At 55.5% G+C, this 26,428-nt stretch carries 33 protein-coding genes; all 33 read right to left on the reverse strand.

The window, feature by feature from the left end:
* Position 1: 1 nt before the first annotated feature.
* The 33 genes from rpoA to rpoB all read right to left on the reverse strand — a co-directional run bounded on the left by rpoA (position 2) and on the right by rpoB (position 26,298).
* Positions 2 to 1,003: a DNA-directed RNA polymerase subunit alpha gene (gene rpoA, locus KW849_RS20495; protein ID WP_007970428.1), complete on the reverse strand. Its 1,002-nt coding sequence runs from the start codon at positions 1,001 to 1,003 to the stop codon at positions 2 to 4.
* A gap of 22 nt (positions 1,004 to 1,025) precedes the next feature.
* Positions 1,026 to 1,646 (reverse strand): 30S ribosomal protein S4, encoded by a 621-nt coding sequence (gene rpsD, locus KW849_RS20500; protein ID WP_003176404.1) that lies wholly within the window; start codon positions 1,644 to 1,646, stop codon positions 1,026 to 1,028.
* Positions 1,647 to 1,664: 18 nt separating this feature from the next.
* Entirely contained in the window at positions 1,665 to 2,054 is a 390-nt protein-coding gene (rpsK, locus tag KW849_RS20505) for a 30S ribosomal protein S11 (protein ID WP_002555466.1), read from the reverse strand.
* A gap of 30 nt (positions 2,055 to 2,084) precedes the next feature.
* A complete protein-coding gene (gene rpsM / locus KW849_RS20510; RefSeq protein WP_009045849.1) occupies positions 2,085 to 2,441 on the reverse strand; it encodes a 30S ribosomal protein S13 in 357 nt (118 codons plus the stop codon).
* A 130-nt stretch (positions 2,442 to 2,571) separates the two neighbouring features.
* The gene (rpmJ, locus tag KW849_RS20515; RefSeq protein WP_002555468.1) at positions 2,572 to 2,688 is read right to left on the reverse strand and encodes a 50S ribosomal protein L36; all 117 of its coding nucleotides are present in this window, start codon (positions 2,686 to 2,688) and stop codon (positions 2,572 to 2,574) included.
* Between the two features lie 24 nt (positions 2,689 to 2,712).
* Positions 2,713 to 4,041: a preprotein translocase subunit SecY gene (secY, locus tag KW849_RS20520; RefSeq protein WP_003228718.1), complete on the reverse strand. Its 1,329-nt coding sequence runs from the start codon at positions 4,039 to 4,041 to the stop codon at positions 2,713 to 2,715.
* Positions 4,042 to 4,479, reverse strand: a complete 438-nt coding sequence (gene rplO / locus KW849_RS20525) for a 50S ribosomal protein L15 (RefSeq protein ID WP_003228720.1) — start codon at positions 4,477 to 4,479, stop codon at positions 4,042 to 4,044.
* Positions 4,480 to 4,482: 3 nt separating this feature from the next.
* Positions 4,483 to 4,659, reverse strand: coding sequence for a 50S ribosomal protein L30 (gene rpmD, locus KW849_RS20530; RefSeq protein WP_003186033.1), 177 nt, complete (start codon positions 4,657 to 4,659; stop codon positions 4,483 to 4,485).
* 2 nt (positions 4,660 to 4,661) lie between these two features.
* A complete protein-coding gene (gene rpsE, locus KW849_RS20535) occupies positions 4,662 to 5,162 on the reverse strand; it encodes a 30S ribosomal protein S5 (protein WP_003186035.1) in 501 nt (166 codons plus the stop codon).
* Between the two features lie 3 nt (positions 5,163 to 5,165).
* On the reverse strand, positions 5,166 to 5,516 hold the full coding sequence (gene rplR, locus KW849_RS20540; RefSeq protein WP_003186037.1) for a 50S ribosomal protein L18: 351 nt from the start codon (positions 5,514 to 5,516) through the stop codon (positions 5,166 to 5,168).
* Positions 5,517 to 5,526: 10 nt separating this feature from the next.
* The gene (gene rplF / locus KW849_RS20545; RefSeq protein WP_003176412.1) at positions 5,527 to 6,060 is read right to left on the reverse strand and encodes a 50S ribosomal protein L6; all 534 of its coding nucleotides are present in this window, start codon (positions 6,058 to 6,060) and stop codon (positions 5,527 to 5,529) included.
* 12 nt (positions 6,061 to 6,072) lie between these two features.
* Complete coding sequence (gene rpsH / locus KW849_RS20550; RefSeq protein WP_003186040.1) at positions 6,073 to 6,465, reverse strand: 30S ribosomal protein S8; 393 nt, start codon at positions 6,463 to 6,465, stop codon at positions 6,073 to 6,075.
* A 209-nt stretch (positions 6,466 to 6,674) separates the two neighbouring features.
* Entirely contained in the window at positions 6,675 to 6,980 is a 306-nt protein-coding gene (rpsN, locus tag KW849_RS20555; RefSeq protein ID WP_003176414.1) for a 30S ribosomal protein S14, read from the reverse strand.
* Between the two features lie 13 nt (positions 6,981 to 6,993).
* Positions 6,994 to 7,533: a 50S ribosomal protein L5 gene (gene rplE, locus KW849_RS20560; protein WP_003210069.1), complete on the reverse strand. Its 540-nt coding sequence runs from the start codon at positions 7,531 to 7,533 to the stop codon at positions 6,994 to 6,996.
* A gap of 22 nt (positions 7,534 to 7,555) precedes the next feature.
* Positions 7,556 to 7,870, reverse strand: coding sequence for a 50S ribosomal protein L24 (gene rplX, locus KW849_RS20565; protein WP_003176416.1), 315 nt, complete (start codon positions 7,868 to 7,870; stop codon positions 7,556 to 7,558).
* Between the two features lie 11 nt (positions 7,871 to 7,881).
* Complete coding sequence (gene rplN, locus KW849_RS20570) at positions 7,882 to 8,250, reverse strand: 50S ribosomal protein L14 (protein ID WP_002555479.1); 369 nt, start codon at positions 8,248 to 8,250, stop codon at positions 7,882 to 7,884.
* Between the two features lie 23 nt (positions 8,251 to 8,273).
* Complete coding sequence (rpsQ, locus tag KW849_RS20575) at positions 8,274 to 8,540, reverse strand: 30S ribosomal protein S17 (protein ID WP_003176419.1); 267 nt, start codon at positions 8,538 to 8,540, stop codon at positions 8,274 to 8,276.
* Positions 8,541 to 8,542: 2 nt separating this feature from the next.
* A complete protein-coding gene (gene rpmC / locus KW849_RS20580; RefSeq protein WP_002555481.1) occupies positions 8,543 to 8,734 on the reverse strand; it encodes a 50S ribosomal protein L29 in 192 nt (63 codons plus the stop codon).
* Positions 8,734 to 9,147: a 50S ribosomal protein L16 gene (gene rplP / locus KW849_RS20585; RefSeq protein ID WP_003232424.1), complete on the reverse strand. Its 414-nt coding sequence runs from the start codon at positions 9,145 to 9,147 to the stop codon at positions 8,734 to 8,736. The genes rpmC and rplP overlap by 1 nt, the downstream gene beginning before the upstream one ends.
* Before the next feature lie 12 nt (positions 9,148 to 9,159).
* Complete coding sequence (rpsC, locus tag KW849_RS20590) at positions 9,160 to 9,846, reverse strand: 30S ribosomal protein S3 (RefSeq protein WP_008065719.1); 687 nt, start codon at positions 9,844 to 9,846, stop codon at positions 9,160 to 9,162.
* 13 nt (positions 9,847 to 9,859) lie between these two features.
* Positions 9,860 to 10,192 carry a 50S ribosomal protein L22 gene (rplV, locus tag KW849_RS20595; RefSeq protein WP_003103908.1) on the reverse strand — a complete coding sequence of 111 codons (333 nt, stop codon included), beginning with the start codon at positions 10,190 to 10,192 and terminating at the stop codon, positions 9,860 to 9,862.
* An 11-nt stretch (positions 10,193 to 10,203) separates the two neighbouring features.
* The gene (rpsS, locus tag KW849_RS20600) at positions 10,204 to 10,479 is read right to left on the reverse strand and encodes a 30S ribosomal protein S19 (protein ID WP_002555486.1); all 276 of its coding nucleotides are present in this window, start codon (positions 10,477 to 10,479) and stop codon (positions 10,204 to 10,206) included.
* A gap of 16 nt (positions 10,480 to 10,495) precedes the next feature.
* Complete coding sequence (gene rplB, locus KW849_RS20605; RefSeq protein ID WP_218431048.1) at positions 10,496 to 11,320, reverse strand: 50S ribosomal protein L2; 825 nt, start codon at positions 11,318 to 11,320, stop codon at positions 10,496 to 10,498.
* Between the two features lie 14 nt (positions 11,321 to 11,334).
* Positions 11,335 to 11,634 carry a 50S ribosomal protein L23 gene (gene rplW, locus KW849_RS20610; RefSeq protein WP_002555488.1) on the reverse strand — a complete coding sequence of 100 codons (300 nt, stop codon included), beginning with the start codon at positions 11,632 to 11,634 and terminating at the stop codon, positions 11,335 to 11,337.
* Complete coding sequence (gene rplD, locus KW849_RS20615; protein WP_003228735.1) at positions 11,631 to 12,233, reverse strand: 50S ribosomal protein L4; 603 nt, start codon at positions 12,231 to 12,233, stop codon at positions 11,631 to 11,633. Before rplD ends, rplW begins: the two co-directional genes overlap by 4 nt.
* 12 nt (positions 12,234 to 12,245) lie before the next feature.
* The gene (gene rplC / locus KW849_RS20620) at positions 12,246 to 12,881 is read right to left on the reverse strand and encodes a 50S ribosomal protein L3 (protein WP_003186059.1); all 636 of its coding nucleotides are present in this window, start codon (positions 12,879 to 12,881) and stop codon (positions 12,246 to 12,248) included.
* Positions 12,882 to 12,961: 80 nt separating this feature from the next.
* Positions 12,962 to 13,273, reverse strand: coding sequence for a 30S ribosomal protein S10 (rpsJ, locus tag KW849_RS20625; RefSeq protein WP_003186070.1), 312 nt, complete (start codon positions 13,271 to 13,273; stop codon positions 12,962 to 12,964).
* Positions 13,274 to 13,430: 157 nt separating this feature from the next.
* The gene (gene tuf / locus KW849_RS20630; protein WP_008053875.1) at positions 13,431 to 14,624 is read right to left on the reverse strand and encodes an elongation factor Tu; all 1,194 of its coding nucleotides are present in this window, start codon (positions 14,622 to 14,624) and stop codon (positions 13,431 to 13,433) included.
* Between the two features lie 30 nt (positions 14,625 to 14,654).
* Entirely contained in the window at positions 14,655 to 16,760 is a 2,106-nt protein-coding gene (fusA, locus tag KW849_RS20635; protein WP_007994652.1) for an elongation factor G, read from the reverse strand.
* A 30-nt stretch (positions 16,761 to 16,790) separates the two neighbouring features.
* Entirely contained in the window at positions 16,791 to 17,264 is a 474-nt protein-coding gene (gene rpsG, locus KW849_RS20640) for a 30S ribosomal protein S7 (RefSeq protein WP_007994653.1), read from the reverse strand.
* Positions 17,265 to 17,372: 108 nt separating this feature from the next.
* Entirely contained in the window at positions 17,373 to 17,744 is a 372-nt protein-coding gene (gene rpsL / locus KW849_RS20645; RefSeq protein WP_003186084.1) for a 30S ribosomal protein S12, read from the reverse strand.
* A 216-nt stretch (positions 17,745 to 17,960) separates the two neighbouring features.
* Complete coding sequence (gene rpoC / locus KW849_RS20650; RefSeq protein WP_108218342.1) at positions 17,961 to 22,160, reverse strand: DNA-directed RNA polymerase subunit beta'; 4,200 nt, start codon at positions 22,158 to 22,160, stop codon at positions 17,961 to 17,963.
* A 64-nt stretch (positions 22,161 to 22,224) separates the two neighbouring features.
* A complete protein-coding gene (gene rpoB / locus KW849_RS20655) occupies positions 22,225 to 26,298 on the reverse strand; it encodes a DNA-directed RNA polymerase subunit beta (RefSeq protein ID WP_108218341.1) in 4,074 nt (1,357 codons plus the stop codon).
* Positions 26,299 to 26,428: the final 130 nt, after the last annotated feature.

Consider the following 26,428-nt stretch of genomic DNA (forward strand, 5'->3'; position numbering starts at 1 on the left):
ATCAGGCAGTCGCCTTGTCGTCCTTCTTAAGACTTGCAGGCGGCCAGTTGTCGAGGCGCATGCCGAGGGACAGACCGCGGGAGGCCAGAACGTCCTTGATTTCAGTCAAGGATTTCTTGCCCAGGTTCGGAGTCTTCAACAGCTCTACTTCGGTACGCTGAATCAGGTCGCCGATGTAGTAGATGTTTTCCGCCTTAAGGCAGTTAGCCGAACGTACAGTCAGTTCCAGATCGTCAACCGGGCGAAGCAGGATCGGATCGATCTCGTCTTCCTGCTCGACAACCACTGGCTCACTGTCACCCTTGAGGTCGACGAACGCAGCCAACTGCTGTTGCAGGATGGTTGCAGCGCGGCGAATTGCCTCTTCAGGATCCAGAGTACCGTTGGTTTCCAGATCAATAACCAGCTTGTCCAGGTTAGTACGCTGCTCGACACGGGCGTTTTCCACCACGTAAGCGATACGGCGAACCGGGCTGAACGAAGAGTCAAGCTGCAAGCGACCGATGCTGCGGCTTTCGTCTTCATCGCTCTGACGCGAGTCTGCCGGTTCATAACCACGACCACGAGCTACTACGAGCTTCATGTTCAGGGCGCCGTTAGACGCCAGGTTAGCGATTACGTGATCGGGATTAACGATCTCGACATCATGATCCAGCTGAATATCGGCAGCGGTAACCACCCCCGAACCCTTCTTCGACAAGGTCAGCGTAACTTCGTCACGACCGTGCAGCTTGATAGCCAGACCTTTAAGGTTCAACAGGATTTCAATGACGTCTTCCTGTACACCTTCGATGGCGCTGTACTCGTGGAGCACACCGTCAATCTCGGCCTCGACTACTGCACAGCCGGGCATTGAGGACAACAGGATGCGGCGCAGCGCGTTGCCCAGGGTATGGCCAAAACCACGCTCGAGAGGCTCGAGAGTGATCTTGGCGCGGGTTGGACTGACAACCTGCACATCAATGTGGCGGGGTGTCAGGAACTCATTTACCGAAATCTGCATGGATGCACCTATTTTCTAGCCCTTACTTGGAGTAGAGCTCGACAATCAGGCTTTCGTTGATGTCGGCGGACAGATCACTGCGAGCTGGAACGTTCTTGAAAACGCCCGACTTCTTCTCAGTGTCTACTTCTACCCATTCTACGCGGCCACGTTGGGCACACAGATCGAGAGCTTGGACAATGCGAAGTTGATTTTTTGCTTTCTCGCGAACAGCGACCACGTCACCAGCACGAACCTGGTAGGACGGAACGTTAACGGTCTGACCGTTTACGCTGATCGACTTGTGCGATACCAGCTGACGGGATTCGGCACGAGTCGAACCAAAGCCCATACGGTATACAACGTTGTCCAGACGGCATTCGAGCAGCTGCAGCAGGTTTTCACCGGTTGCACCTTTCTTGCCAGCAGCTTCTTTGTAGTAGCCGCTGAATTGACGCTCGAGAACGCCGTAGATACGACGGACCTTCTGCTTTTCACGCAGTTGGGTGCCGTAGTCGGACTGGCGACCGCGGCGTTGGCCGTGGATACCAGGTGCTGCTTCAATATTGCACTTCGATTCGATCGCGCGCACGCCGCTCTTCAGGAAGAGATCGGTGCCTTCGCGACGAGCGAGTTTGCATTTTGGACCAATGTAACGAGCCATTCTTTACAATCTCCTGGATTACACGCGGCGCTTCTTCGGCGGACGGCACCCGTTGTGCGGGATTGGCGTCACGTCGGTGATGCTGGCGATCTTATAGCCACAGCCGTTCAAAGCACGGACAGCAGACTCACGACCTGGACCTGGACCTTTGACGTTAACGTCGAGGTTTTTCAGGCCGTATTCCAGCGCAGCTTGACCAGCACGTTCAGCAGCTACTTGAGCAGCAAACGGGGTGGACTTGCGGGAACCGCGGAAACCCGAACCACCGGAGGTAGCCCAAGAAAGCGCGTTACCTTGACGGTCGGTGATGGTCACGATGGTGTTGTTAAAAGATGCATGGATGTGGGCGATGCCATCAACCACTGTCTTTTTAACTTTTTTACGAGGACGAGCAGCAGGTTTTGCCATGATAATTTTCCTGTCGATTCGCTGGGGCGATTACTTGCGGATCGGCTTACGCGGACCTTTACGGGTACGCGCGTTGGTCTTGGTACGCTGACCGCGTACTGGAAGACCGCGACGATGACGCAGACCGCGATAGCAACCGAGGTCCATCAAGCGCTTGATTTTCATGTTGATTTCGCGACGCAGGTCACCTTCAGTGGTGAACTTCGCCACTTCGCCACGCAGCTGTTCAATTTGCTCGTCGCTCAGATCTTTGATCTTTGCTGCTGGGTTTACCCCAGTCTCTGCACAAATTTTCTGTGCAGTAGTGCGACCAACACCATAGATGTAGGTCAGCGAGATAACAGTATGCTTGTTATCTGGAATGTTAACGCCTGCAATACGGGCCATTCAGTGGGACTCCAATTGACAGCTACCTACGCCCCGGAAGCCAAGAAATAGGGCGCGAGATAATATCGCTGTAATAACAAATAATCAACCCGGCAGCGCACTAGCTGCCGGGCTTGAAGCACAATCACACTCAGCCTTGGCGCTGTTTGTGACGCGGTTCCGCGCTGCAAATTACTCGAACAACACCTTCGCGGCGAATAATCTTGCAGTTACGGCACAGCTTTTTCACCGATGCACGAACTTTCATCACCAACTCCTCGAACCTTATGGGTCAGCGCAGCATGCCGCTGCCGTAACCCTTCAGGTTGGCTTTCTTCATCAGGGATTCGTACTGGTGCGAAACGAGGTGCGATTGTACTTGGGACATGAAGTCCATCACAACCACGACGACGATCAGCAACGAGGTCCCGCCAAGGTAGAACGGTACGTTGGCTGCAACCACCAGGAACTGGGGCAACAGGCAGACGGCCGTCATGTAAAGAGCACCGAACATGGTCAAGCGAGTCAGAACGCCATCAATGTAGCGCGCAGACTGCTCACCTGGACGGATGCCCGGAATAAAGGCACCGGACTTCTTCAGGTTTTCCGCTACGTCTTTCGGATTGAACATCAACGCCGTATAGAAGAAGCAGAAGAAAATAATCCCTGCACTAAACAGCAGAATATTCAACGGCTGACCAGGAGCGATCGACTGCGAGATGTCCTGCAACCAGCCCATACCTTCAGACTGACCGAACCAGGCACCCAACGAAGCCGGGAACAGCAAAATGCTGCTCGCGAAAATAGCCGGAATAACACCGGCCATGTTCACCTTCAGCGGCAAGTGGCTGGTCTGCGCAGCGAAGACCTTGCGGCCCTGCTGACGCTTGGCGTAATGAACAGCGATACGACGCTGACCACGCTCAATGAACACCACGAAACCGATAATCGCTACTGCCAGCAAACCGATGGCAACCAGGGCGAAGATGTTGATATCACCCTGACGTGCAGACTCGAAAGACTGCCCGATCGCTCTCGGAAGACCGGCGACGATACCCGAAAAAATCAACATCGAGATACCGTTGCCAACACCACGCTCAGTAATCTGCTCACCCAGCCACATCATGAACATCGCACCAGCCACAAACGTGGATACCGCGACGAAATGGAAGCCAAAGTCACCAGTGAACGCAACGCCCTGCCCCGCCAGGCCAATGGACATGCCAATGGCCTGGACGAGAGCGAGGACGACAGTGCCGTAGCGGGTGTACTGGCTGATCTTGCGACGGCCAGCTTCACCTTCCTTCTTCAACTGCTCCAGCTGCGGGCTGACGGCGGTCATCAGCTGCATGATGATCGATGCCGAGATGTACGGCATGATCCCCAGTGCAAAAATGCTCATCCGTTCCAGCGCGCCGCCGGAAAACATGTTGAACAAGCTAAGAATGGTCCCCTCATTCTGTCGAAACAGGTCCGCGAGTCGGTCCGGGTTGATACCTGGAACCGGGATGTGTGCGCCTATTCGGTAGACGATAATCGCCAGGAACAGAAAACGCAGACGAGCCCAGAGTTCAGACATACCGCCTTTGCCGAGCGCAGAGAGAGCACCTTGCTTAGCCATTTATTCCTCGAACTTGCCGCCAGCTGCTTCGATAGCCGCACGCGCACCTTTGGTGGCGCCGATTCCCTTGCCGATAGTGACAGCGCGAGTCACTTCACCGGACAGCATGATTTTCACACGCTGTACGTTGACGTTGATCACGTTGGCATCTTTCAGGGACTGCACGGTGACGATGTCGCCTTCCACTTTAGCCAGCTCGGACAGACGCACTTCTGCGCGGTCCATGGCTTTCAGGGAAACGAAACCGAACTTCGGCAGGCGACGATGCAGCGGCTGTTGACCGCCTTCAAAGCCTGGAGCAATGGTGCCACCGGAGCGGGAGGTCTGACCTTTGTGACCACGGCCACCAGTCTTACCCAAACCGCTACCGATACCACGGCCCGGACGATGCTTTTCGCGACGGGAACCCGGCGCTGGACTCAGATCATTGAGTTTCATCGATTAACCCTCGACACGCAGCATGTAGTAAGCCTTGTTGATCATCCCGCGATTCTCGGGAGTATCCAGGACTTCTACAGTGTGACCGATGCGACGCAGACCCAGACCCTTAACGCACAGTTTGTGGTTAGGGATGCGGCCGGTCATGCTTTTGATCAGCGTTACTTTTACGGTAGCCATGATCAGAAGATCTCCTTGACGCTTTTGCCACGCTTGGCGGCAATGGATTCAGGAGACTGCATTGCTTTCAAACCCTTGAAAGTGGCGTGAACCACGTTTACCGGGTTAGTCGAGCCGTAGCACTTGGCCAGAACGTTCTGAACGCCAGCAACTTCGAGGACAGCACGCATAGCGCCGCCAGCGATGATACCGGTACCTTCAGAAGCAGGCTGCATGTACACCTTCGAAGCGCCGTGAGCGGACTTCATTGCGTACTGCAGAGTGGTGCCGTTCAGATCAACCTGGATCATGTTGCGGCGAGCAGCTTCCATTGCCTTCTGGATCGCAGCAGGCACTTCACGCGACTTGCCACGGCCGAAGCCAACACGGCCCTTACCATCACCAACCACGGTCAACGCGGTGAAAGTGAAGATACGGCCGCCTTTAACGGTTTTGGCTACGCGGTTAACTTGAACCAGCTTCTCGATGTAGCCTTCGTCGCGCTTTTGGTCGTTATTTGACATAACTTAGAACTCCAGCCCAGCTTCACGAGCAGCATCAGCCAGCGCTTTAACGCGGCCGTGGTACTTGAAGCCAGAGCGGTCGAAAGCCACTTGCGAGACGCCAGCGGCCTTAGCACGCGTAGCGACCAGCTGGCCAACCTTAGTGGCCGCGTCGATGTTGCCGGTGGCACCATCACGCAGTTCTTTATCCAAAGTCGAGGCGCTTGCCAGGACTTTGTTGCCGTCGGCCGAAATGACCTGGGCGTAGATGTGCTGCGAAGAGCGGAACACGCAGAGACGCACGACTTCGAGTTCGTGCATTTTCAGGCGTGCTTTGCGAGCGCGACGCAGTCGAGTAACTTTTTTGTCGGTCATTTGCTATGCCCTACTTCTTCTTGGCTTCTTTACGACGGACGACTTCGTCCGCGTAGCGCACACCTTTGCCTTTGTACGGCTCTGGTGGACGGAAGTCGCGGATCTCGGCGGCCACTTGACCTACCAGCTGCTTGTCGATGCCCTTGATCAGGATATCGGTCTGGCTAGGAGTCTCAGCGGTGATGCCTTCCGGCAGTTCGTAATCCACTGGGTGCGAGAAGCCAAGAGCCAGGTTCAGCACTGTGCCTTTTGCTTGCGCTTTGTAACCAACACCGACCAGCTGGAGCTTGCGCTCGAAGCCTTGGCTTACGCCTTGGACCATGTTGTTTACCAACGCACGAGTGGTACCAGCCATTGCGCGAGTCTGTTGATCGCCATTGCGAGCAGCGAAACGCAGCTCACCGGCTTCTTCAACGATCTCAACGGACGAATGGATGTTCAGTTCAAGAGTACCCTTGGCACCCTTCACCGAAAGCTGTTGGCCTGCGAATTTTACTTCGACGCCGGCTGGCAGCTTAACGGGGTTCTTAGCGACGCGTGACATGCTTATCCCCCCTTAGAACACAGTGCAAAGAACTTCGCCGCCGACACCGGCAGCGCGCGCAGCACGATCAGTCATCACACCCTTGTTGGTGGAGACGATAGACACACCGAGACCGCCACGAACTTTTGGCAGATCATCGACGGACTTGTACTGACGCAGGCCTGGACGGCTAACGCGCTTCACTTCTTCGATAACCGGACGGCCTTCGAAGTACTTCAGCTCGATGGACAGCAGTGGTTTGATTTCGCTGCTGATCTGATAACCCGCAATGTAACCTTCGTCCTTCAGGACTTTGGCAACAGCTACCTTCAACGTGGAAGATGGCATGCTTACGACGGACTTTTCAGCCATCTGGGCATTACGGATACGAGTTAGCATGTCCGCTAACGGGTCCTGCATACTCATGGGCTAGACGCTCCTAATACAAAAAAATTAGCCTTGCGGCTATTACGTGTCGCCGAGAATCTCCGAGCATGAAAAACACGGGCTCAGGCGAGCCGGGTATTCTAGACACACCCCGGAAATGAATCAAGCCCCAAAAGGGGCTTGATCCAGATTCAAGGCCACCGATGGTCAGGATCTTGCGATCCTGGACACCGAGACTTTGACAGTACTTACCAGCTGGCTTTAACCAGACCCGGTACGTCACCACGCATGGCAGCTTCACGCAGCTTGTTACGGCCGAGGCCGAACTTGCGGTAAACGCCGTGTGGACGACCGGTCAGGCGGCAGCGGTTACGCATGCGCGAAGCGCTTGCGTCACGTGGCTGCTTCTGCAGGGCTACTGTAGCTTCCCAACGCGCTTCTGGACTTGCGTTCAGATCAACGATGATAGCTTTCAGTGCTGCACGCTTCTTGGCGTACTTGGCAACCGTGAGCTGACGCTTCAGCTCGCGGTTTTTCATGCTCATCTTGGCCATGGTCCTACTCCAATCAGTTGCGGAACGGGAATTTGAACGCACGCAGCAGAGCGCGGCCTTCATCATCGTTCTTGGCAGTGGTGGTCAGGGTGATGTCCAGACCGCGGAGAGCATCGATCTTGTCGTAGTCGATTTCCGGGAAGATGATCTGCTCTTTCACGCCCATGCTGTAGTTGCCACGACCATCGAAGGACTTGGCATTCAGGCCGCGGAAGTCGCGAACCCGAGGCAGGGAGATCGACAGCAGACGATCCAGGAACTCGTACATACGCTCACGGCGCAGGGTCACTTTGACGCCGATCGGCCAACCTTCACGGACTTTAAAGCCAGCGATGGATTTGCGAGCGTAGGTCACAACGACTTTCTGGCCGGTGATCTTTTCCAGGTCGGCAACAGCGTGCTCGATGACTTTTTTGTCGCCGATCGCTTCGCCCAGACCCATGTTCAGGGTGATTTTGGTAACGCGCGGAACTTCCATCACGTTCGAAAGCTTAAGTTCTTCCTTAAGTTTCGGAGCGATTTCCTTCCGGTAAATCTCTTTTAGTCGTGCCATGGTCTCATCTACCTAGCAGTGTTCAAGCATCAACCGCTTTTTGGGTCGACTTGAAGACACGAATTTTCTTGCCGTCTTCTACTTTGAAACCAACGCGGTCAGCCTTGTTGGTTTCGCCGTTGAAAATGGCGACGTTAGAAGCATCCAGCGGAGCTTCTTTTTCGACGATACCGCCCTGTACGCCCGACATCGGGTTAGGCTTGGTATGACGCTTGACCAGGTTCAGACCGCCAATAACCAAACGGTTGTTAGCGAGAACCTTAAGCACCTTACCGCGCTTACCTTTGTCTTTGCCGGCGATCACGATGATCTCGTCGTCACGACGAATCTTTTGCATGTCGGATCTCCTTACAGCACTTCTGGGGCGAGCGAGACGATCTTCATGAACTTCTCAGTACGAAGTTCACGGGTCACTGGCCCAAAGATACGGGTGCCGATCGGCTCTTGCTTGTTGTTCAGAAGAACAGCAGCGTTGCCATCAAAGCGGATAATGGAGCCATCAGCACGACGTACGCCGTGACGAGTGCGGACTACAACAGCAGTCATCACTTGGCCTTTTTTCACTTTACCGCGAGGAATTGCTTCCTTCACGGTAACCTTGATGATGTCACCGATACCAGCGTAACGACGATGGGAGCCACCCAGCACCTTGATGCACATAACACGGCGAGCGCCGCTGTTATCGGCCACATCGAGCATGGATTGAGTCTGAATCATATAATTTCTCCGACCCCTAGTCCTTAGACTTCCACAGCGCGTTCGAGAACATCAACCAACGCCCAAGACTTGGTCTTGGCCAAAGGACGAGTTTCACGAATAGTGACTTTGTCGCCGATGTGGCACTGATTGGTTTCGTCGTGCGCGTGCAGCTTAGTCGAACGCTTAACGTATTTACCGTAGATCGGGTGCTTAACGCGACGCTCGATCAGAACGGTGATGGTTTTGTCCATCTTGTCGCTGACAACACGGCCAGTCAGCGTACGGACAGTTTTTTCGGCTTCAGCCATGATTACTTACCTGCCTGCTGGTTGAGCACAGTCTTCACGCGAGCGATGTCACGCTTAACTTGCGAGAGCAGATGAGACTGCCCCAACTGGCCAGTTGCTTTCTGCATACGCAGATTGAACTGGTCGCGCAGCAAGCCGAGCAGTTGCTCGTTCAGCTGCTGTGCGGATTTTTCACGAAGTTCATTCGCTTTCATCACATCACCGTCCGTTTAACAAAGGCGGTGGCGAGCGGCAGCTTTGCAGCAGCCAGGGCAAAAGCCTCACGCGCCAGCTCTTCAGTTACACCCTCGATTTCATACAGGACTTTGCCTGGCTGAATCTGGGCTACCCAGTATTCCACGTTACCCTTACCTTTACCCATCCGAACCTCGAGAGGTTTTTTGGAGATCGGCTTGTCCGGGAATACACGGATCCAGATCTTGCCGCCACGTTTAACGTGACGGGTCAGTGCACGACGCGCTGACTCGATCTGACGAGCGGTGAGACGACCACGAGCTACAGACTTCAGCGCGAACTCGCCGAAGCTGACTTTGCTACCGCGCTGAGCCAGACCACGGTTGTGGCCTGTCATCTGCTTGCGGAACTTCGTACGCTTTGGTTGCAACATTTGGCGTACCCCTTACTTAGCAGCTTTTTTACGAGGCGCTGGTGCTTGTGGTTTCAGTTCTTCTTGGCGACCACCAATTACTTCGCCTTTGAAGATCCAAACCTTTACACCGATCACACCGTAAGTGGTGTGAGCTTCGTAGTTGGCATAGTCGATGTCGGCACGCAGGGTGTGCAATGGCACACGACCTTCGCGATACCATTCAGTACGTGCGATTTCAGCACCGCCGAGACGACCGCTCACTTGGATTTTGATGCCTTTGGCACCAATGCGCATGGCGTTCTGTACAGCGCGCTTCATAGCGCGACGGAACATTACACGACGCTCCAGCTGCTGAGCTACGCTCTGCGCAACCAGCATACCGTCGAGCTCCGGCTTGCGGATCTCTTCGATATTGATGTGCACAGGCACACCCATTTGCTTGGTCAGGTCCTGACGCAGTTTCTCAACATCTTCACCTTTCTTCCCGATAACGATACCTGGACGAGCGGTGTGGATGGTGATACGTGCAGTTTGGGCCGGACGATGGATATCGATACGGCTTACGGACGCGCTTTTTAGTTTGTCTTGGAGATACTCACGCACCTTCAGATCTGCGAGCAAATAGTCCGCATAAGTCCGACCGTCTGCGTACCAGACGGAGGTGTGCTCCTTGACGATTCCCAGGCGAATGCCAATGGGATGTACTTTCTGACCCATCTCTTCGACTCCGTTACTTGTCAGCAACCTTGACAGTGATATGGCAAGACCGCTTGACGATGCGATCAGCACGGCCTTTGGCACGTGGCATGATGCGCTTCAGCGAACGCCCTTCGTTGACGAAAACGGTGCTGACCTTCAGGTCATCAACGTCTGCGCCTTCGTTATGCTCGGCGTTGGCTACGGCCGACTCCAGCACTTTCTTCATGATCTCGGCGGCTTTCTTACTGCTGAAAGCCAACAGGTTGAGCGCTTCGCCCACCTTCTTCCCGCGGATCTGGTCGGCGACCAAGCGGGCTTTCTGGGCGGAGATTCGAGCGCCCGACAACTTAGCGGCTACTTCCATTTCCTAACCCCTTAACGCTTGGCTTTCTTGTCTGCCACGTGCCCGCGATAAGTGCGGGTACCGGCGAACTCGCCCAGTTTGTGGCCGACCATGTCTTCGTTCACGAGAACTGGGACGTGCTGACGACCGTTGTGTACTGCGATGGTCAGACCGACCATTTGTGGCAGGATCATCGAACGACGCGACCAGGTTTTCACCGGTTTGCGATCGTTCTTTTCCGCCGCCACTTCGATCTTCTTCAGTAGGTGAAGATCGATAAAAGGACCTTTTTTCAGAGAACGTGGCACTGTCGTATCCCTCTATTTACTTGCGACGACGGACGATCATTTTGTCGGTACGCTTATTACCACGAGTCTTCGCGCCCTTAGTCGGGAAGCCCCATGGCGATACCGGATGACGACCACCAGAGGTACGACCTTCACCACCACCATGTGGGTGGTCAACCGGGTTCATGGCAACACCACGAACGGTTGGGCGAACGCCACGCCAGCGTTTGGCACCAGCTTTACCCAGCGAACGCAAGCTGTGCTCGGAGTTCGAGACTTCGCCCAGGGTCGCACGGCATTCAGCCAGGACTTTACGCATTTCACCGGAACGCAGACGCAGGGTCACGTAAACGCCTTCACGAGCGATCAGCTGAGCCGAAGCACCAGCGGAACGAGCGATCTGTGCGCCTTTACCCGGCTTCAGTTCGATGCCGTGTACGGTGGAACCGACTGGAATGTTGCGCAGTTGCAGAGCGTTGCCTGGCTTGATTGGAGCCAGTGCGCCTGCGATCAGCTGGTCGCCAGCACTCACGCCTTTAGGGGCGATGATGTAGCGGCGCTCGCCGTCTGCGTAGCACAGCAGTGCGATGTGAGCAGTACGGTTTGGATCGTATTCGATACGCTCGACAGTGGCGACGATGCCATCTTTGTCGTTGCGACGGAAATCGACCATACGATAATGCTGCTTATGACCACCACCGATATGACGGGTAGTAATACGGCCATTGTTGTTACGACCACCAGTCTTCGATTTTTTCTCGAGCAGCGGTGCGTGAGGAGTGCCTTTATGCAGCTCCTGGTTGACCACCTTGACCACAAAACGGCGGCCAGGGGAAGTCGGTTTGCATTTAACGATTGCCATGATGCACCCCTTCCTTACTCAGCACTGCTGCTGAAATCGAGATCTTGGCCTGGCTGAAGGGAGATAACTGCCTTCTTCCAGTCATTACGCTTGCCCAGACCGCGAGCAGTGCGCTTGCTCTTACCCAGAACATTCAGGGTAGTAACACGCTCTACTTTCACGCTGAACAGGCTTTCGACGGCCTTCTTGATTTCCAGCTTGGTTGCATCAGTAGCAACCTTGAAAACGAACTGGCCTTTCTTGTCTGCCAGAACCGTAGCCTTCTCGGAAACGTGCGGGCCAAGCAGAACTTTAAATACGCGTTCCTGGTTCATCCCAGCAGCTCCTCGAATTTCTTCACGGCCGACACGGTGATCAACACCTTGTCGTATGCGATCAGACTAACTGGATCGGAACCTTGCACGTCACGCACATCAACGTGTGGCAGGTTACGAGCAGCCAGGTACAGGTTCTGATCAACAGCGTCCGACACGATCAGAACGTCGGTCAGGCTCATGTTGTTCAGCTTGCCCAGCAGGTCTTTGGTTTTCGGCGTTTCAACGGCGAAATCCTGAACCACGACCAGACGATCAGTACGCACCAGCTCAGCAAGGATGGAACGCATTGCTGCGCGATACATCTTCTTGTTCAGCTTCTGGGAGTGATCCTGAGGACGAGCTGCGAAAGTGGTACCGCCGCCACGCCAGATTGGGCTACGGATAGTACCGGCACGAGCACGGCCAGTACCTTTCTGACGCCATGGGCGCTTACCGCCACCACGAACGTCGGAACGGGTCTTTTGCTGCTTGCTACCTTGACGGCCGCCGGCCATGTAGGCCACGACTGCTTGGTGAACCAGCGTCTCGTTGAACTCGCCGCCAAATGTCAGTTCGGAAACTTCGATCGCTTGAGCGTCATTTACATTTAATTGCATGTCAGCTTCCCCTTAACCGCGAGCCTTGGCTGCTGGACGTACAACCAAGTTGCCGCCAGTAGCGCCAGGAACAGCGCCCTTGACCAACAACAGATTGCGTTCAGCGTCCACGCGCACTACTTCGAGGGACTGCACGGTCACGCGCTCAGCGCCCATATGACCGGACATTTTTTTGCCCTTGAATACACGACCAGGAGTCTGGCACTGGCCGATAGAGCCTGGAACGCGGTGGGATACGGAGTTACCGTGGGTGTTATCTTGCCCGCGGAAATTCCAACGCTTGATCGTACCCTGGAAGCCTTTACCCTTGGACTGACCGGTTACATCAACCAGTTGACCAGCGGCGAAGATTTCAGCGTTGATCAGATCGCCGGCCTGGTACTCGCCTTCTTCAAGGCGGAATTCCATTACGGTACGACCAGCGGCAACGTTCGCTTTAGCGAAGTGGCCAGCCTGAGCTGCTGTTACACGCGAAGCACGACGCTCGCCGACAGTGACTTGCACTGCACGATAGCCATCGGTCTCTTCAGTTTTGAACTGGGTGACGCGATTCGGCTCGATCTCAATGACCGTGACCGGAATGGAGACACCTTCTTCGGTGAAAATACGGGTCATACCGCATTTACGACCGACTACACCAATAGTCATGTTGTAAACCTCATGAGTGTACGGGGCTTTCACCCGCTATGGCCGCCCATTTCAGAGCGTTACACGACTAAGACCGAGTCTTAGCCGAGGCTGATCTGTACTTCCACACCGGCCGCCAGATCAAGCTTCATAAGTGCATCAACGGTTTTATCCGTTGGCTGGACGATGTCCAGTACGCGCTTATGAGTACGGATCTCGTACTGGTCACGCGCGTCTTTGTTGACGTGCGGGGAGACCAGAACGGTGAACCGTTCTTTACGGGTAGGCAGTGGAATTGGACCACGCACTTGTGCACCAGTACGTTTCGCGGTTTCCACGATTTCCTGGGTGGATTGGTCGATCAGGCGATGGTCAAAAGCCTTCAACCTGATACGGATTTGCTGATTTTGCATTGGATTTCAGACTCCGGCTGCTATTCCCAGCGAGCGCAATACGCCCGTTAAAAGGAGGCGCAATTCTATAGACGCCCCAGATAGGTGTCAACCCAATAAAAAAGCCCCCGCTGAGCGGGGGCTTTTCAAAGCATCGAAGCTATCTCAAAAGAGATGCTTACTCGATGATTTTGGCTACGACGCCAGCGCCGACGGTACGACCGCCTTCACGGATAGCGAAACGCAGGCCGTCTTCCATTGCGATGGTCTTGATCAGGGTAACTTCCATCTGGATGTTATCACCTGGCATTACCATTTCAACGCCTTCTGGCAGCTGGCAGTTACCAGTCACGTCAGTAGTACGGAAGTAGAACTGTGGACGGTAGCCTTTGAAGAACGGAGTGTGACGACCGCCTTCTTCCTTGCTCAGAACGTAAACTTCTGCGGTGAACTTGGTGTGCGGCTTAACCGAACCCGGCTTAACCAGAACCTGGCCACGCTCAACGTCGTCACGCTTGGTACCACGCAGCAGAACGCCGCAGTTCTCGCCAGCACGACCTTCGTCGAGCAGCTTGCGGAACATTTCAACACCGGTGCAGGTGGTGGTGGTGGTGTCACGCAGACCAACGATTTCCAGTGCATCCTGAACGCGAACGATACCGCGCTCGATACGACCGGTCACAACAGTACCACGACCCGAGATCGAGAATACGTCTTCGATTGGCATCAGGAATGGCTTGTCGATAGCACGCTCTGGTTCTGGGATGTAGCTGTCCAGAGTCTCAACCAGTTTACGAACGGCAGTGGTGCCCATTTCGTTGTCGTCTTTGCCTTCCAGCGCCATACGAGCCGAACCGATGATGATTGGAGTGTCATCGCCCGGGAAGTCGTAGGTGGACAGCAGGTCGCGAACTTCCATCTCGACCAGTTCCAGCAGCTCAGCGTCGTCTACCAGGTCAGCCTTGTTCAGGAAAACCACGATGTACGGAACGCCTACCTGACGGGACAGCAGGATGTGCTCACGGGTTTGTGGCATCGGACCATCAGCGGCCGAGCAAACCAGGATCGCACCGTCCATCTGGGCAGCACCGGTGATCATGTTCTTCACATAGTCAGCGTGACCTGGGCAGTCAACGTGAGCGTAGTGACGGATCTTCGAGTTGTACTCGACGTGCGCGGTGTTGATGGTGATACCACGAGCTTTTTCTTCTGGAGCGCTGTCGATTTTATCGAAATCAACGATTGCAGAACCGAAAACTTCGGAGCAAACGCGAGTCAGAGCTGCGGTCAGAGTGGTTTTACCGTGGTCAACGTGACCGATGGTGCCAACGTTGACGTGCGGTAGGGAACGATCAAATTTTTCTTTAGCCACGACAATTAACTCCTTGCCTAAAGGACTGAATCAGCCTTGTTTTTTGGTTACAGTTTCGACGATGTGCGACGGAGCTGTATTGTATTTTTTGAATTCCATAGAGTAGCTTGCGCGACCCTGGGACATCGAACGAACGTCGGTCGCATAACCGAACATCTCGCCCAACGGAACTTCAGCACGGATCACCTTGCCGGAGACCGTGTCTTCCATACCCAGAATCATGCCGCGACGACGGTTAAGGTCGCCCATCACGTCACCCATATAGTCTTCAGGCGTAACAACCTCTACCGCCATGATCGGCTCGAGCAACTCACCACCGCCCTTCTGGGCCAGTTGCTTGGTCGCCATGGAAGCAGCCACCTTAAACGCCATCTCGTTCGAGTCGACGTCGTGGTAAGAACCATCAAACACGGTAGCCTTCAGGCCGATCAGCGGATAGCCGGCAACAACGCCGTTCTTCATCTGCTCTTCGATACCCTTCTGGATAGCCGGGATGTATTCCTTAGGAACCACACCACCCACTACTTCGTTCACGAATTGCAGACCTTCCTGACCTTCGTCAGCAGGAGCAAAACGGATCCAGCAATGGCCGAACTGGCCACGACCACCGGACTGACGAACGAACTTGCCTTCGATTTCGCAGTTCTTCGTGATGCGCTCACGATACGAAACCTGAGGCTTGCCGATGTTGGCTTCGACGTTGAACTCACGGCGCATCCGGTCAACCAGGATGTCCAGGTGCAACTCGCCCATGCCAGAGATGATCGTTTGACCAGTCTCTTCATCAGTCTTGACGCGGAAAGACGGGTCTTCCTGAGCAAGCTTGCCCAGAGCGATACCCATTTTTTCCTGGTCATCCTTGGTCTTAGGCTCAACGGCAACCGAAATAACCGGCTCCGGGAAGTCCATGCGAACCAGGATGATTGGCTTGTCAGCGTTGCACAAGGTTTCACCAGTGGTGACGTCCTTCATGCCGATCAAGGCCGCGATGTCACCAGCGCGCACTTCCTTGATCTCTTCACGGGCGTTTGCGTGCATCTGCACCATACGGCCCACGCGCTCTTTCTTGCCTTTGACCGAGTTGATCACGCCGTCGCCGGAGGCCAACACGCCCGAGTAAACACGGACGAAAGTCAAAGTACCCACGAATGGGTCGGTAGCGATCTTGAACGCCAGAGCCGAGAACGGCTCGTTGTCGTCTGCATGACGCTCCATTTGCTTTTCCTCGTCATCCGGGTCGGTACCCTTGATGGCAGGAATGTCGGTTGGAGCCGGCAGGTAGTCGATAACGGCGTCGAGAACCAGGGGAACACCCTTGTTCTTGAAGGAAGAACCGCAAACAGCCAGAACGATCTCACCAGCGATAGTACGCTGACGCAGAGCACCCTTGATTTCCTCGATGGTGAGTTCTTCACCTTCAAGGTACTTGTTCATCAGCTCTTCGCTGGCTTCGGCCGCAGCCTCAACCATGTTGTTGCGCCACTCTTCAGCCAGCTCCTGCAGTTCAGCAGGGATGGCTTCACGACGAGGGGTCATGCCCTTGTCGGCATCGTTCCAGTAAACCGCTTCCATGGTCATCAGATCGATCTGACCCTGGAAGTTGTCTTCGGAACCGATAGCCAACTGGATAGGTACCGGAGTGTGACCCAGACGCTGCTTGATCTGAGCGATCACACGCAGGAAGTTCGCACCGGCACGGTCCATCTTGTTCACGTAAACGATACGTGGAACACCGTACTTGTTGGCTTGACGCCATACGGTTTCGGACTGAGGCTCAACGCCGGAAGTACCACAGAACACAACGACCGCGCCGTCGAGTACGCGCAGGGAACGCTCAACTTCAATAGTGAAGTCTACGTGGCCCGGGGTATCGATGACGTTGAAACGGTACTGGTCCTTGTGCTGCTTCGCAGAACCCTGCCAGAAGGCGGTAATGGCAGCAGAAGTAATGGTAATACCACGCTCCTGCTCCTGCACCATCCAGTCTGTGGTCGCGGCGCCGTCATGCACCTCGCCCATCTTGTGACTTTTGCCAGTGTAAAAAAGGACGCGCTCAGTGGTGGTGGTTTTACCAGCATCCACGTGTGCAACGATACCAATGTTACGGTAGCGATTAATCGGTGTTGTACGAGCCATAAAGCCCTCGCAAAATGAGTGACGCTAAAATTAGAAGCGGTAGTGCGAGAAAGCCTTGTTGGCTTCAGCCATACGGTGAACGTCTTCACGCTTCTTAACTGCAGCACCTTTACCTTCGGCAGCGTCCAACAGTTCGCCAGCCAAACGCAGAGCCATAGACTTCTCGCCGCGCTTGCGGGCGTAGTCTACCAACCAGCGCATTGCCAGAGCGTTACGACGGGAAGGACGAACCTCGACCGGAACCTGGTAAGTAGCACCACCAACGCGGCGCGACTTCACTTCGACCAGCGGAGCGATGGCGTCGAGTGCTTTTTCGAAGAGTTCCAGGGGATCGGTGCCGGCCTTACGAGCCTTCACGGTATCCAGGGCACCATAAACGATACGCTCGGCAACGGCTTTCTTGCCGCTTTCCATTACGTGGTTCATGAATTTGGCGAGGATTTGGCTTCCGTATTTCGGATCGTCCAGAATCTCACGCTTGGCTGCTACGCGACGTCTTGGCATTGATAAGCCCTCAAACGGTCTTCAGGTTAGCCCGGGACAGCTCCTATGGATGCGTGCCCGACCTTACTCTTATCGACTCAATAAAATGAAAAACTGCAAAACGGCCGATTACTTCGGACGCTTGGTACCGTACTTCGAACGACCCTGGTTACGACCTTTAACACCGGAAGTATCCAACGAACCGCGAACGGTGTGGTAACGAACACCTGGCAAGTCTTTTACACGACCGCCGCGGATCAGTACCACGCTGTGTTCTTGCAGGTTGTGGCCTTCACCGCCGATGTACGAGGAAACCTCGAAACCGTTGGTCAGACGCACACGGCATACTTTACGCAGTGCCGAGTTAGGTTTTTTCGGCGTGGTGGTGTACACACGGGTGCACACGCCACGGCGTTGCGGGCAGTTCTGCAGCGCAGGCACGTCGGATTTCTCGACGATACGCTTACGCGGCTGACGTACCAGCTGGTTGATAGTTGCCATCTACTAGCTCCACTGTTGTCTTGCGACGCTATTGTCTTGCAAGAAAAGCAAAATGGCAGGAACGAGTTCCCGCCAAATTTAGGGGTACAAGAGTCTAAAGAGGATCTTGCCCCCAGTCAAGGCAAGGCCCCGCCCTCCCCGCTCATCCAATCTCGACAAATTGTCTCGATTCGATGAACGGAGCGACCAGGGCCTCACACTCATTTACCGCAGAACTCAGTTACCGCTCGAGTTCAGCGCTTCGGTCAGTGCAGCTTCCACTTCACTGGCGCTTACGCGCAACGGCTTGTCTGCATCACGGCGGCGCTTACGCTCGCTGTGATAAGCCAGACCGGTACCGGCCGGGATCAGACGACCCACGACCACGTTTTCTTTCAGGCCGCGCAGGTAATCGCGCTTGCCGGTTACCGCCGCTTCGGTCAGTACGCGAGTGGTTTCCTGGAAGGAAGCCGCCGAGATGAACGATTCGGTGGACAACGACGCCTTGGTGATACCCAGCAGAACGCGAGTGAACTTGGAGACAAACTTGTCTTCGCCGCTCAGACGCTCGTTCTCTACCAGAACGTGAGTCAATTCCATCTGGTCGCCCTTGATGAAACTGGAATCGCCGGATTCAGCGATCTCAACTTTACGCAGCATCTGACGCAGGATGGTCTCGATGTGCTTGTCGTTGATCTTCACGCCTTGCAGACGGTAAACGTCCTGGATCTCGTTGACGATGTACTTTGCCAGCGCACTCACACCCAGCAGACGCAGGATGTCGTGTGGATCGCTCGGACCGTCGGAGATAACTTCGCCGCGGTTTACCTGTTCGCCTTCGAACACGTTCAGGTGACGCCACTTCGGAATCAGCTCTTCATACGGATCGGTACCGTCGTTCGGTGTGATAACCAGACGGCGCTTGCCTTTGGTTTCTTTACCGAACGCGATGGTGCCGCTGACTTCAGCCAGAATCGACGCTTCTTTCGGACGACGGGCTTCGAACAAGTCGGCAACACGCGGCAGACCACCGGTGATGTCGCGAGTTTTCGAAGTCTCTTGCGGGATACGAGCGATAACATCACCGATCGCGATCTTCGCACCATCCGCTACACCGACCAGGGCGTTGGCTGGCAGGAAGTACTGAGCGATAACGTCAGTGCCTGGCAGCAACAGATCCTTGCCGTTGTCATCAACCATCTTCACGGCAGGACGGATGTCCTTACCGGCAGCTGGACGATCTTTGGCGTCGAGTACTTCAATGTTGGTCATACCGGTCAATTCGTCAGTCTGACGCTTGATCGTGATGCCTTCTTCCATGCCCACGTAGGTCACGGTACCTTTCATTTCGGTAACGATTGGGTGAGTGTGCGGATCCCACTTGGCCACGATGGCGCCAGCTTCGACCTTGTCACCTTCTTTAACCGAAATCACGGCACCGTACGGCAGCTTGTAACGCTCGCGCTCACGACCGAAGTCGTCAGCGATGGCCAGCTCACCGGAACGGGACACAGCAACCAGGCAACCATCCACTCGCTCAACGTGCTTCAGGTTATGCAGACGGACGGTACCGCCATTCTTCACCTGAACGCTGTCGGCTGCGGAGGTCCGGCTTGCCGCACCACCGATGTGGAACGTACGCATTGTCAGCTGGGTACCCGGCTCACCGATGGACTGGGCAGCGATAACGCCGACCGCTTCACCGATGTTCACCTGGTGACCACGAGCCAAGTCACGGCCGTAGCACTTGGCGCAAATACCGAAGCGGGTTTCGCAGCTGATCGGCGAACGCACGATCACTTCGTCGATGCTGTTGAGCTCGATGAACTCGACCCACTTCTCGTCTACCAGGGTGCCGGCAGGAACGATGACGTCCTCGGTACCCGGCTTGAATACGTCACGGGCGATAACACGACCCAATACGCGCTCACCCAACGGCTCTACAACGTCACCGCCTTCGATGTGCGGAGTCATCAGCAGACCGTGTTCGGTCCCGCAGTCAACTTCGGTCACAACCAGATCCTGCGCAACGTCTACCAGACGACGCGTCAAGTAACCGGAGTTAGCGGTTTTCAACGCAGTATCCGCAAGACCCTTACGAGCACCGTGAGTGGAGATGAAGTACTGAAGTACGCTCAAACCTTCACGGAAGTTCGCAGTAATCGGCGTTTCGATGATGGAGCCGTCCGGCTTGGCCATCAGACCACGCATACCGGCCAGCTGACGGATCTGTGCTGCGGAACCCCGCGCACCCGAGTCAGCCATCATGTACATCGAGTTGAAAGACTCTTGGTCGACTTCGTTGCCGTGACGGTCGATAACCTTCTCTTTCGAGAGGTTCGACATCATTGCCTTGGAGACTTCGTCGTTCGCTTTCGACCAAAGGTCGATTACTTTGTTGTACTTCTCGCCCTGAGTTACCAGGCCCGAGGCGTACTGACTTTCGATCTCTTTCACTTCATCGGTTGCAGCCGCGATGATGCGGGCTTTCTCATCCGGGATAACGAAGTCGTTAACACCGATGGAAACGCCGGAAATGGTCGAGTAAGCAAAACCGGTGTACATCAACTGGTCAGCGAAAATAACGGTCTCTTTCAAACCAACCACGCGGTAGCACTGGTTGATCAGCTTGGAGATCGCCTTTTTCTTCATCGGCAGGTTGACGACGTCGTACGACAGGCCTTTTGGCACAACCTGGAACAACAGAGCACGGCCGACAGTGGTGTCGACGATACGGGTGTTGCTCACGCTGCCGCCATCACGGTCATTGACGGTTTCGTTGATCCGCACCTTGACCTTGGCGTGCAGTGCGGCTTCGCCGGCACGGAACACACGGTCAACTTCCTGCAGATCCGCGAACACACGACCTTCGCCCTTGGCGTTGATCGCTTCACGAGTCATGTAGTACAGACCCAATACAACGTCCTGCGACGGAACGATGATTGGCTCACCGTTGGCTGGCGACAGAATGTTGTTGGTCGACATCATCAACGCACGCGCTTCGAGCTGGGCTTCCAGCGTCAGCGGTACGTGCACGGCCATTTGGTCGCCGTCGAAGTCGGCGTTGTACGCAGCACAGACCAGAGGGTGCAGCTGGATAGCCTTACCTTCGATCAGTACCGGTTCAAATGCCTGGATACCCAGACGGTGAAGGGTCGGTGCACGGTTGAGAAGAACCGGGTGTTCGCGAATCACTTCAGCGAGAACGTCCCAAACTTCCGGCAGCTCGCGCTCGACCATCTTCTTGGCAGCCTTGATGGTGGTAGCGAGACCACGCATTTCAAGCTTGCCGAAAATGAACGGCTTGAACAGCTCGAGAGCCATTTTTTTCGGCAGACCGCACTGATGCAGACGCAGGGTCGGACCTACGGTAATTACCGAACGGCCGGAGTAGTCAACACGCTTACCGAGCAAGTTCTGACGGAAACGACCCTGCTTACCCTTGATCATGTCAGCCAGGGATTTCAGAGGACGCTTGTTGGAACCGGTGATAGCGCGGCCACGACGACCGTTGTCGAGCAGTGCGTCGACAGCTTCCTGCAACATACGCTTTTCGTTGCGCACGATGATGTCCGGAGCGGACAGATCGAGCAGGCGCTTCAAGCGGTTGTTACGGTTGATCACTCGACGATACAGATCGTTGAGGTCGGAAGTCGCGAAGCGACCGCCATCCAGCGGGACCAGTGGACGCAGATCTGGCGGCAGAACCGGCAGAACGGTCAGCACCATCCACTCTGGCAGGTTGCCGGAACCCTGGAAGGCTTCCATCAACTTCAGACGCTTGGACAGCTTCTTGATCTTGGTTTCGGAGTTGGTTTGCGGAATCTCTTCGCGCAGACGACCAATCTCGTGCTCCAGGTCGATAGCGTGCAGCAGTTCGCGGACAGCTTCGGCACCCATGCGGGCATCGAAATCGTCGCCGAACTCTTCCAGCGCTTCGAAGTACTGCTCATCGTTGAGCAGCTGACCTTTTTCAAGGGTGGTCATGCCTGGATCGATAACGACGTAGCTCTCGAAGTAGAGAACGCGTTCGATATCACGCAGGGTCATGTCCATCAGCAAGCCGATACGGGACGGCAGCGATTTCAGGAACCAGATGTGGGCAACTGGCGAGGCCAGTTCGATGTGCGCCATGCGCTCACGACGAACTTTTGCCAGCGCGACTTCAACGCCGCACTTCTCGCAGATCACACCACGGTGCTTCAAGCGCTTGTACTTACCGCACAGGCACTCGTAATCCTTTACCGGGCCAAAGATCTTGGCGCAGAACAGGCCGTCACGCTCAGGTTTGAACGTACGGTAGTTGATGGTTTCCGGCTTTTTAACTTCACCGAACGACCACGAACGGATCATCTCAGGCGATGCCAATCCGATACGGATGGCGTCGAACTCTTCGACTTGACCCTGGTTTTTCAGCAAATTCAGTAGGTCTTTCAAGGCCTTTCCTCCTGGCGGAGCAGAGAGCGGGCAAAACAGCCCCGCTCTCGATTCGCGTCACGTGTTATTCGGTTTCCAGATCGATATCGATGCCGAGGGAACGAATTTCCTTGATCAACACGTTGAAGGACTCGGGCATGCCCGGCTCCATACGGTGATCGCCATCCACGATGTTTTTGTACATCTTGGTACGGCCGTTCACATCGTCCGACTTCACTGTGAGCATTTCTTGCAGAGTGTAAGCGGCACCGTATGCTTCCAGTGCCCAGACCTCCATCTCCCCGAAACGCTGACCACCGAACTGCGCCTTACCACCCAGCGGCTGCTGGGTAACCAGGCTGTACGAACCGGTAGAACGAGCGTGCATCTTGTCGTCTACCAAGTGGTTCAGCTTCAGCATGTACATGTAGCCAACGGTAACCGGGCGCTCGAACTTGTTGCCGGTACGGCCGTCGGTCAGCTGCATCTGGCCGCTTTCTGGCAGGTCTGCCAGTTTCAGCATGGCCTTGATTTCGCTTTCCTTGGCGCCGTCGAACACTGGAGTGGCCATTGGAACGCCGCCACGCAGGTTTTGAGCCAGATCCAGGATTTCCTGGTCCGAGAAGTCATCGAGGCTTTCCTGACGACCGCCGATCTCGTTATAGATCTCGTGCAGGAACTTGCGCAGCTCGGCGACTTTACGTTGCTCTTCAATCATGCGGTTGATCTTCTCGCCCAGACCTTTGGCCGCGAGGCCCAGGTGGGTTTCAAGGATCTGACCAACGTTCATACGCGAAGGTACGCCCAACGGGTTGAGGACGACGTCTACCGGGGTGCCATTGGCATCGTGCGGCATGTCTTCAACCGGCATGATCACGGAGACCACACCCTTGTTACCGTGACGACCGGCCATCTTGTCGCCCGGCTGGATGCGACGACGGATTGCCAGGTAGACCTTGACGATTTTCAGCACGCCTGGAGCCAGGTCATCGCCCTGCTGCAGCTTGCGCTTCTTGTCTTCGAACTTGTCGTCCAGCAGACGGCGACGATCAACGATGTAGGCCTGGGCCTTCTCGAGCTGCTCGTTCAGAGCATCTTCAGCCATGCGCAGTTTGAACCACTGGCCATGCTCAAGACCGTCGAGGACTTCGTCGGTGATGTCCTGGCCCTTCTTCAGACCGGCGCCGCCTTCGGCTTTGTGGCCGACCAGAGCGGAACGCAGACGTTCGAAAGTAGCACCTTCAACGATACGGAACTCTTCGTTCAGGTCCTTGCGGATCTCGTCCAGCTGGGACTTCTCGATCGACAGTGCACGAGCGTCACGCTCAACGCCGTCGCGGGTGAAGACCTGTACGTCGATGACAGTACCCTTGGTACCGGTAGGTACACGCAGGGAGGTGTCTTTAACGTCGCTGGCTTTTTCACCGAAGATCGCACGCAGCAGTTTTTCTTCCGGAGTCAGCTGGGTCTCGCCTTTCGGAGTGACCTTACCAACCAGGATGTCGCCTGCGCCAACTTCAGCACCTACGTAAACGATACCGGCTTCGTCCAGTTTGTTCAGAGCCGCTTCACCCACGTTCGGGATGTCGGCAGTGATTTCCTCTGGCCCAAGCTTGGTGTCACGGGCCACACAAGTCAGTTCCTGAATGTGGATCGTGGTGAAGCGGTCTTCCTGAACAACACGCTCGGACAGGCAGATGGAGTCTTCGAAGTTGAAGCCGTTCCATGCCATGAACGCGATGCGCATGTTCTGACCCAGTGCCAGTTCACCCATGTCGGTGGACGGGCCGTCGGCCATGATGTCGCTACGCTGAACCCGATCACCCTTACGCACCAGCGGACGCTGGTTGATGCAGGTGTTCTGGTTGGAGCGGGTGTACTTGGTCAGGTTGTAGATGTCGACACCGGCTTCACCGGTTTCAACTTCGTCATCGGCAACACGAACCACGATACGGCTGGCGTCGACGGAGTCGATCACGCCGCCACGACGAGCCACGACGCAAACGCCGGAGTCACGGGCTACGTTACGCTCCATGCCGGTACCTACCAGCGGCTTGTCAGCACGCAGGGTTGGTACAGCTTGACGCTGCATGTTCGAACCCATCAACGCACGGTTGGCGTCGTCGTGCTCGAGGAACGGAATCAGCGACGCAGCAACCGAAACTACCTGCTTCGGCGATACGTCCATCAAGGTGACGTCTTCCGGCGCCTTGACGGTGAATTCGTTCAAGTGACGAACAGCTACCAGCTCGTCGATCAGGACTTTCTTGTCGTTCATCGTGGCCGAGGCCTGAGCGATCACGTGATCGGCTTCTTCGATGGCGGACAGGAACACGATCTCGTCGGTGACCAGAGCGTCTTTCACCACGCGGTACGGGCTCTCGAGGAAGCCGTACTGGTTGGTGCGCGCATAAGCGGCCAGGGAGTTGATCAGACCGATGTTCGGACCTTCCGGCGTTTCGATCGGGCATACACGACCGTAGTGAGTCGGGTGTACGTCACGCACTTCAAAGCCGGCGCGCTCACGAGTCAGACCGCCAGGGCCGAGTGCAGAAACACGACGCTTGTGGGTGATCTCGGACAGCGGGTTGTTCTGGTCCATGAACTGGGACAGCTGGCTGGAACCGAAGAACTCTTTCACCGCCGCAGCCACTGGCTTGGCGTTGATCAGGTCTTGCGGCATCAGGCCTTCGCTTTCAGCCATCGACAGACGCTCTTTGACCGCACGCTCAACACGTACCAGGCCAACGCGGAACTGGTTCTCGGCCATTTCGCCTACGCAGCGAACACGACGGTTACCCAGGTGGTCGATGTCATCGACGATGCCTTTACCGTTACGGATGTCGACCAGGGTCTTCAGTACCGCGACGATGTCTTCCTTGCACAGCACGCCCGAACCTTCGATCTCGGTGCGACCGATACGACGGTTGAACTTCATCCGGCCGACCGCAGACAGGTCATAGCGCTCAGGGCTGAAGAACAGGTTGTTGAACAGGGTCTCGGCAGCGTCTTTGGTTGGCGGCTCGCCAGGACGCATCATGCGATAGATCTCGACCAGCGCTTCCAGTTGGTTGCTGGTGGAGTCGATCTTCAGGGTGTCGGAGACGAACGGACCGCAGTCGATATCGTTGGTGTACAGAGTTTCGATGCGAACAACCTGAGCCTTGGCGATTTTGGCCAGGATCTCGGTGTTCAGCTCGGTGTTGCACTCTGCCAGGATTTCGCCGGTTGCCGGATGCACGATGACCTTGGCGGTTGTGCGACCCAGGACGTAGTCCAGAGGCACATCCAGCTCTTTGATCCCGGCCTTTTCCAGCTGGTTGATGTGGCGAGCGGTGATACGACGACCTTGCTCGACAATAACCTTGCCTTTGTCATCCAGAATATCGAGGACAGCGATTTCACCGCGCAGGCGCTGAGGCACCAGTTCCAGGCTCAGGGTCTCGCCCTTCACGTGGAATACGTTGGTGGTGTAGAACGCGTCCAGCACTTCTTCAGTGGTATAGCCCAGCGCGCGCAGCAGTACCGAGGCAGGCAGCTTGCGACGACGGTCGATACGTACGAATACGCAGTCTTTCGGGTCGAACTCGAAGTCCAGCCACGAACCGCGGTAAGGAATGATGCGCGCGGAGTACAGCAGTTTACCGGAGCTGTGCGTCTTGCCACGGTCGTGGTCGAAGAACACGCCCGGGGAACGGTGCAGCTGGGAAACGATTACACGCTCGGTACCGTTGATTACGAAGGTACCGTTTTCAGTCATCAGGGGGATTTCACCCATGTAGACTTCTTGCTCTTTGATGTCCTTGATCGCTTTGTTCGACGATTCTTTGTCGAAAATGATCAGGCGCACTTTTACCCGCAAAGGTACGGCGTAAGTTACACCGCGCAATACGCATTCTTTGACATCAAATGCCGGTTCGCCCAGGCGATAACCGACGTACTCCAGCGCAGCATTGCCGGAGTAGCTGATGATCGGGAAAACGGATTTGAAGGCCGCATGCAGGCCCACGTCGCGGAACTGATCTTTAGTCGCTCCCGCTTGCAAGAATTCACGATACGAATCCAGCTGGATGGCCAGGAGGTACGGCACATCCATGACGTCCGGCAACTTGCTAAAGTCCTTGCGGATACGTTTTTTCTCAGTATATGAGTAAGCCATCAGCGTTCCCCAGCTTGGTCACCTGCTTGTTTGGCCCCTCCCGACGGGAGCAGCCAGAAAATCGTGCAAACCCCATGGTTTGCGCCACCGCATCGGGTGGTTACAGCACGTTATCGGCACCGACCGAGTC

The organism is Pseudomonas sp. PDM26 (genome assembly GCF_019219185.1).
Lineage (GTDB): Bacteria > Pseudomonadota > Gammaproteobacteria > Pseudomonadales > Pseudomonadaceae > Aquipseudomonas.

Excerpts from the sequence above, each read along its gene's own strand:
- rpoA (WP_007970428.1), bottom strand. The coding sequence starts at position 1,003 with ATGCAGATTTCGGTAAATGAGTTCCTGACACCCCGCCACATTGATGTG.
- rpsD (WP_003176404.1), bottom strand. The coding sequence starts at position 1,646 with ATGGCTCGTTACATTGGTCCAAAATGCAAACTCGCTCGTCGCGAAGGC.
- rpsK (WP_002555466.1), bottom strand. The coding sequence starts at position 2,054 with ATGGCAAAACCTGCTGCTCGTCCTCGTAAAAAAGTTAAAAAGACAGTG.
- rpsM (WP_009045849.1), bottom strand. The coding sequence starts at position 2,441 with ATGGCCCGTATTGCAGGCGTTAACATTCCAGATAACAAGCATACTGTT.
- rpmJ (WP_002555468.1), bottom strand. The coding sequence starts at position 2,688 with ATGAAAGTTCGTGCATCGGTGAAAAAGCTGTGCCGTAACTGCAAGATT.
- secY (WP_003228718.1), bottom strand. The coding sequence starts at position 4,041 with ATGGCTAAGCAAGGTGCTCTCTCTGCGCTCGGCAAAGGCGGTATGTCT.
- rplO (WP_003228720.1), bottom strand. The coding sequence starts at position 4,479 with ATGAAACTCAATGATCTGAGTCCAGCGCCGGGTTCCCGTCGCGAAAAG.
- rpmD (WP_003186033.1), bottom strand. The coding sequence starts at position 4,659 with ATGGCTACCGTAAAAGTAACGCTGATCAAAAGCATGACCGGCCGCATC.
- rpsE (WP_003186035.1), bottom strand. The coding sequence starts at position 5,162 with ATGTCAAATAACGACCAAAAGCGCGACGAAGGCTACATCGAGAAGCTG.
- rplR (WP_003186037.1), bottom strand. The coding sequence starts at position 5,516 with ATGACCGACAAAAAAGTTACTCGACTGCGTCGCGCTCGCAAAGCACGC.
- rplF (WP_003176412.1), bottom strand. The coding sequence starts at position 6,060 with ATGTCACGCGTCGCTAAGAACCCCGTTAAGCTGCCAGCCGGCGTCGAA.
- rpsH (WP_003186040.1), bottom strand. The coding sequence starts at position 6,465 with ATGAGTATGCAGGACCCGTTAGCGGACATGCTAACTCGTATCCGTAAT.
- rpsN (WP_003176414.1), bottom strand. The coding sequence starts at position 6,980 with ATGGCCAAGATGAGCATGAAAAACCGCGAGCTGAAGCGTCAGCTCACG.
- rplE (WP_003210069.1), bottom strand. The coding sequence starts at position 7,533 with ATGGCACGACTAAAAGAGATTTACCGGAAGGAAATCGCTCCGAAACTT.
- rplX (WP_003176416.1), bottom strand. The coding sequence starts at position 7,870 with ATGCAAAAGATTCGTCGTGACGACGAGATCATCGTGATCGCCGGCAAA.
- rplN (WP_002555479.1), bottom strand. The coding sequence starts at position 8,250 with ATGATTCAGACTCAATCCATGCTCGATGTGGCCGATAACAGCGGCGCT.
- rpsQ (WP_003176419.1), bottom strand. The coding sequence starts at position 8,540 with ATGGCTGAAGCCGAAAAAACTGTCCGTACGCTGACTGGCCGTGTTGTC.
- rpmC (WP_002555481.1), bottom strand. The coding sequence starts at position 8,734 with ATGAAAGCGAATGAACTTCGTGAAAAATCCGCACAGCAGCTGAACGAG.
- rplP (WP_003232424.1), bottom strand. The coding sequence starts at position 9,147 with ATGTTGCAACCAAAGCGTACGAAGTTCCGCAAGCAGATGACAGGCCAC.
- rpsC (WP_008065719.1), bottom strand. The coding sequence starts at position 9,846 with ATGGGTCAGAAAGTACATCCCATTGGCATTCGCCTGGGAATCGTCAAG.
- rplV (WP_003103908.1), bottom strand. The coding sequence starts at position 10,192 with ATGGAAGTAGCCGCTAAGTTGTCGGGCGCTCGAATCTCCGCCCAGAAA.
- rplB (WP_218431048.1), bottom strand. The coding sequence starts at position 11,320 with ATGGCAATCGTTAAATGCAAACCGACTTCCCCTGGCCGCCGTTTTGTG.
- rplW (WP_002555488.1), bottom strand. The coding sequence starts at position 11,634 with ATGAACCAGGAACGCGTATTTAAAGTTCTGCTTGGCCCGCACGTTTCC.
- rplD (WP_003228735.1), bottom strand. The coding sequence starts at position 12,233 with ATGCAATTAAATGTAAATGACGCTCAAGCGATCGAAGTTTCCGAACTG.
- rplC (WP_003186059.1), bottom strand. The coding sequence starts at position 12,881 with ATGACTATTGGTGTAGTCGGTCGTAAATGCGGTATGACCCGTATTTTC.
- rpsJ (WP_003186070.1), bottom strand. The coding sequence starts at position 13,273 with ATGCAAAATCAGCAAATCCGTATCAGGTTGAAGGCTTTTGACCATCGC.
- fusA (WP_007994652.1), bottom strand. The coding sequence starts at position 16,760 with ATGGCTCGTACAACACCGATTAATCGCTACCGTAACATTGGTATCGTT.
- rpsG (WP_007994653.1), bottom strand. The coding sequence starts at position 17,264 with ATGCCAAGACGTCGCGTAGCAGCCAAGCGTGAGATTCTGGACGATCCG.
- rpsL (WP_003186084.1), bottom strand. The coding sequence starts at position 17,744 with ATGGCAACTATCAACCAGCTGGTACGTCAGCCGCGTAAGCGTATCGTC.
- rpoB (WP_108218341.1), bottom strand. The coding sequence starts at position 26,298 with ATGGCTTACTCATATACTGAGAAAAAACGTATCCGCAAGGACTTTAGC.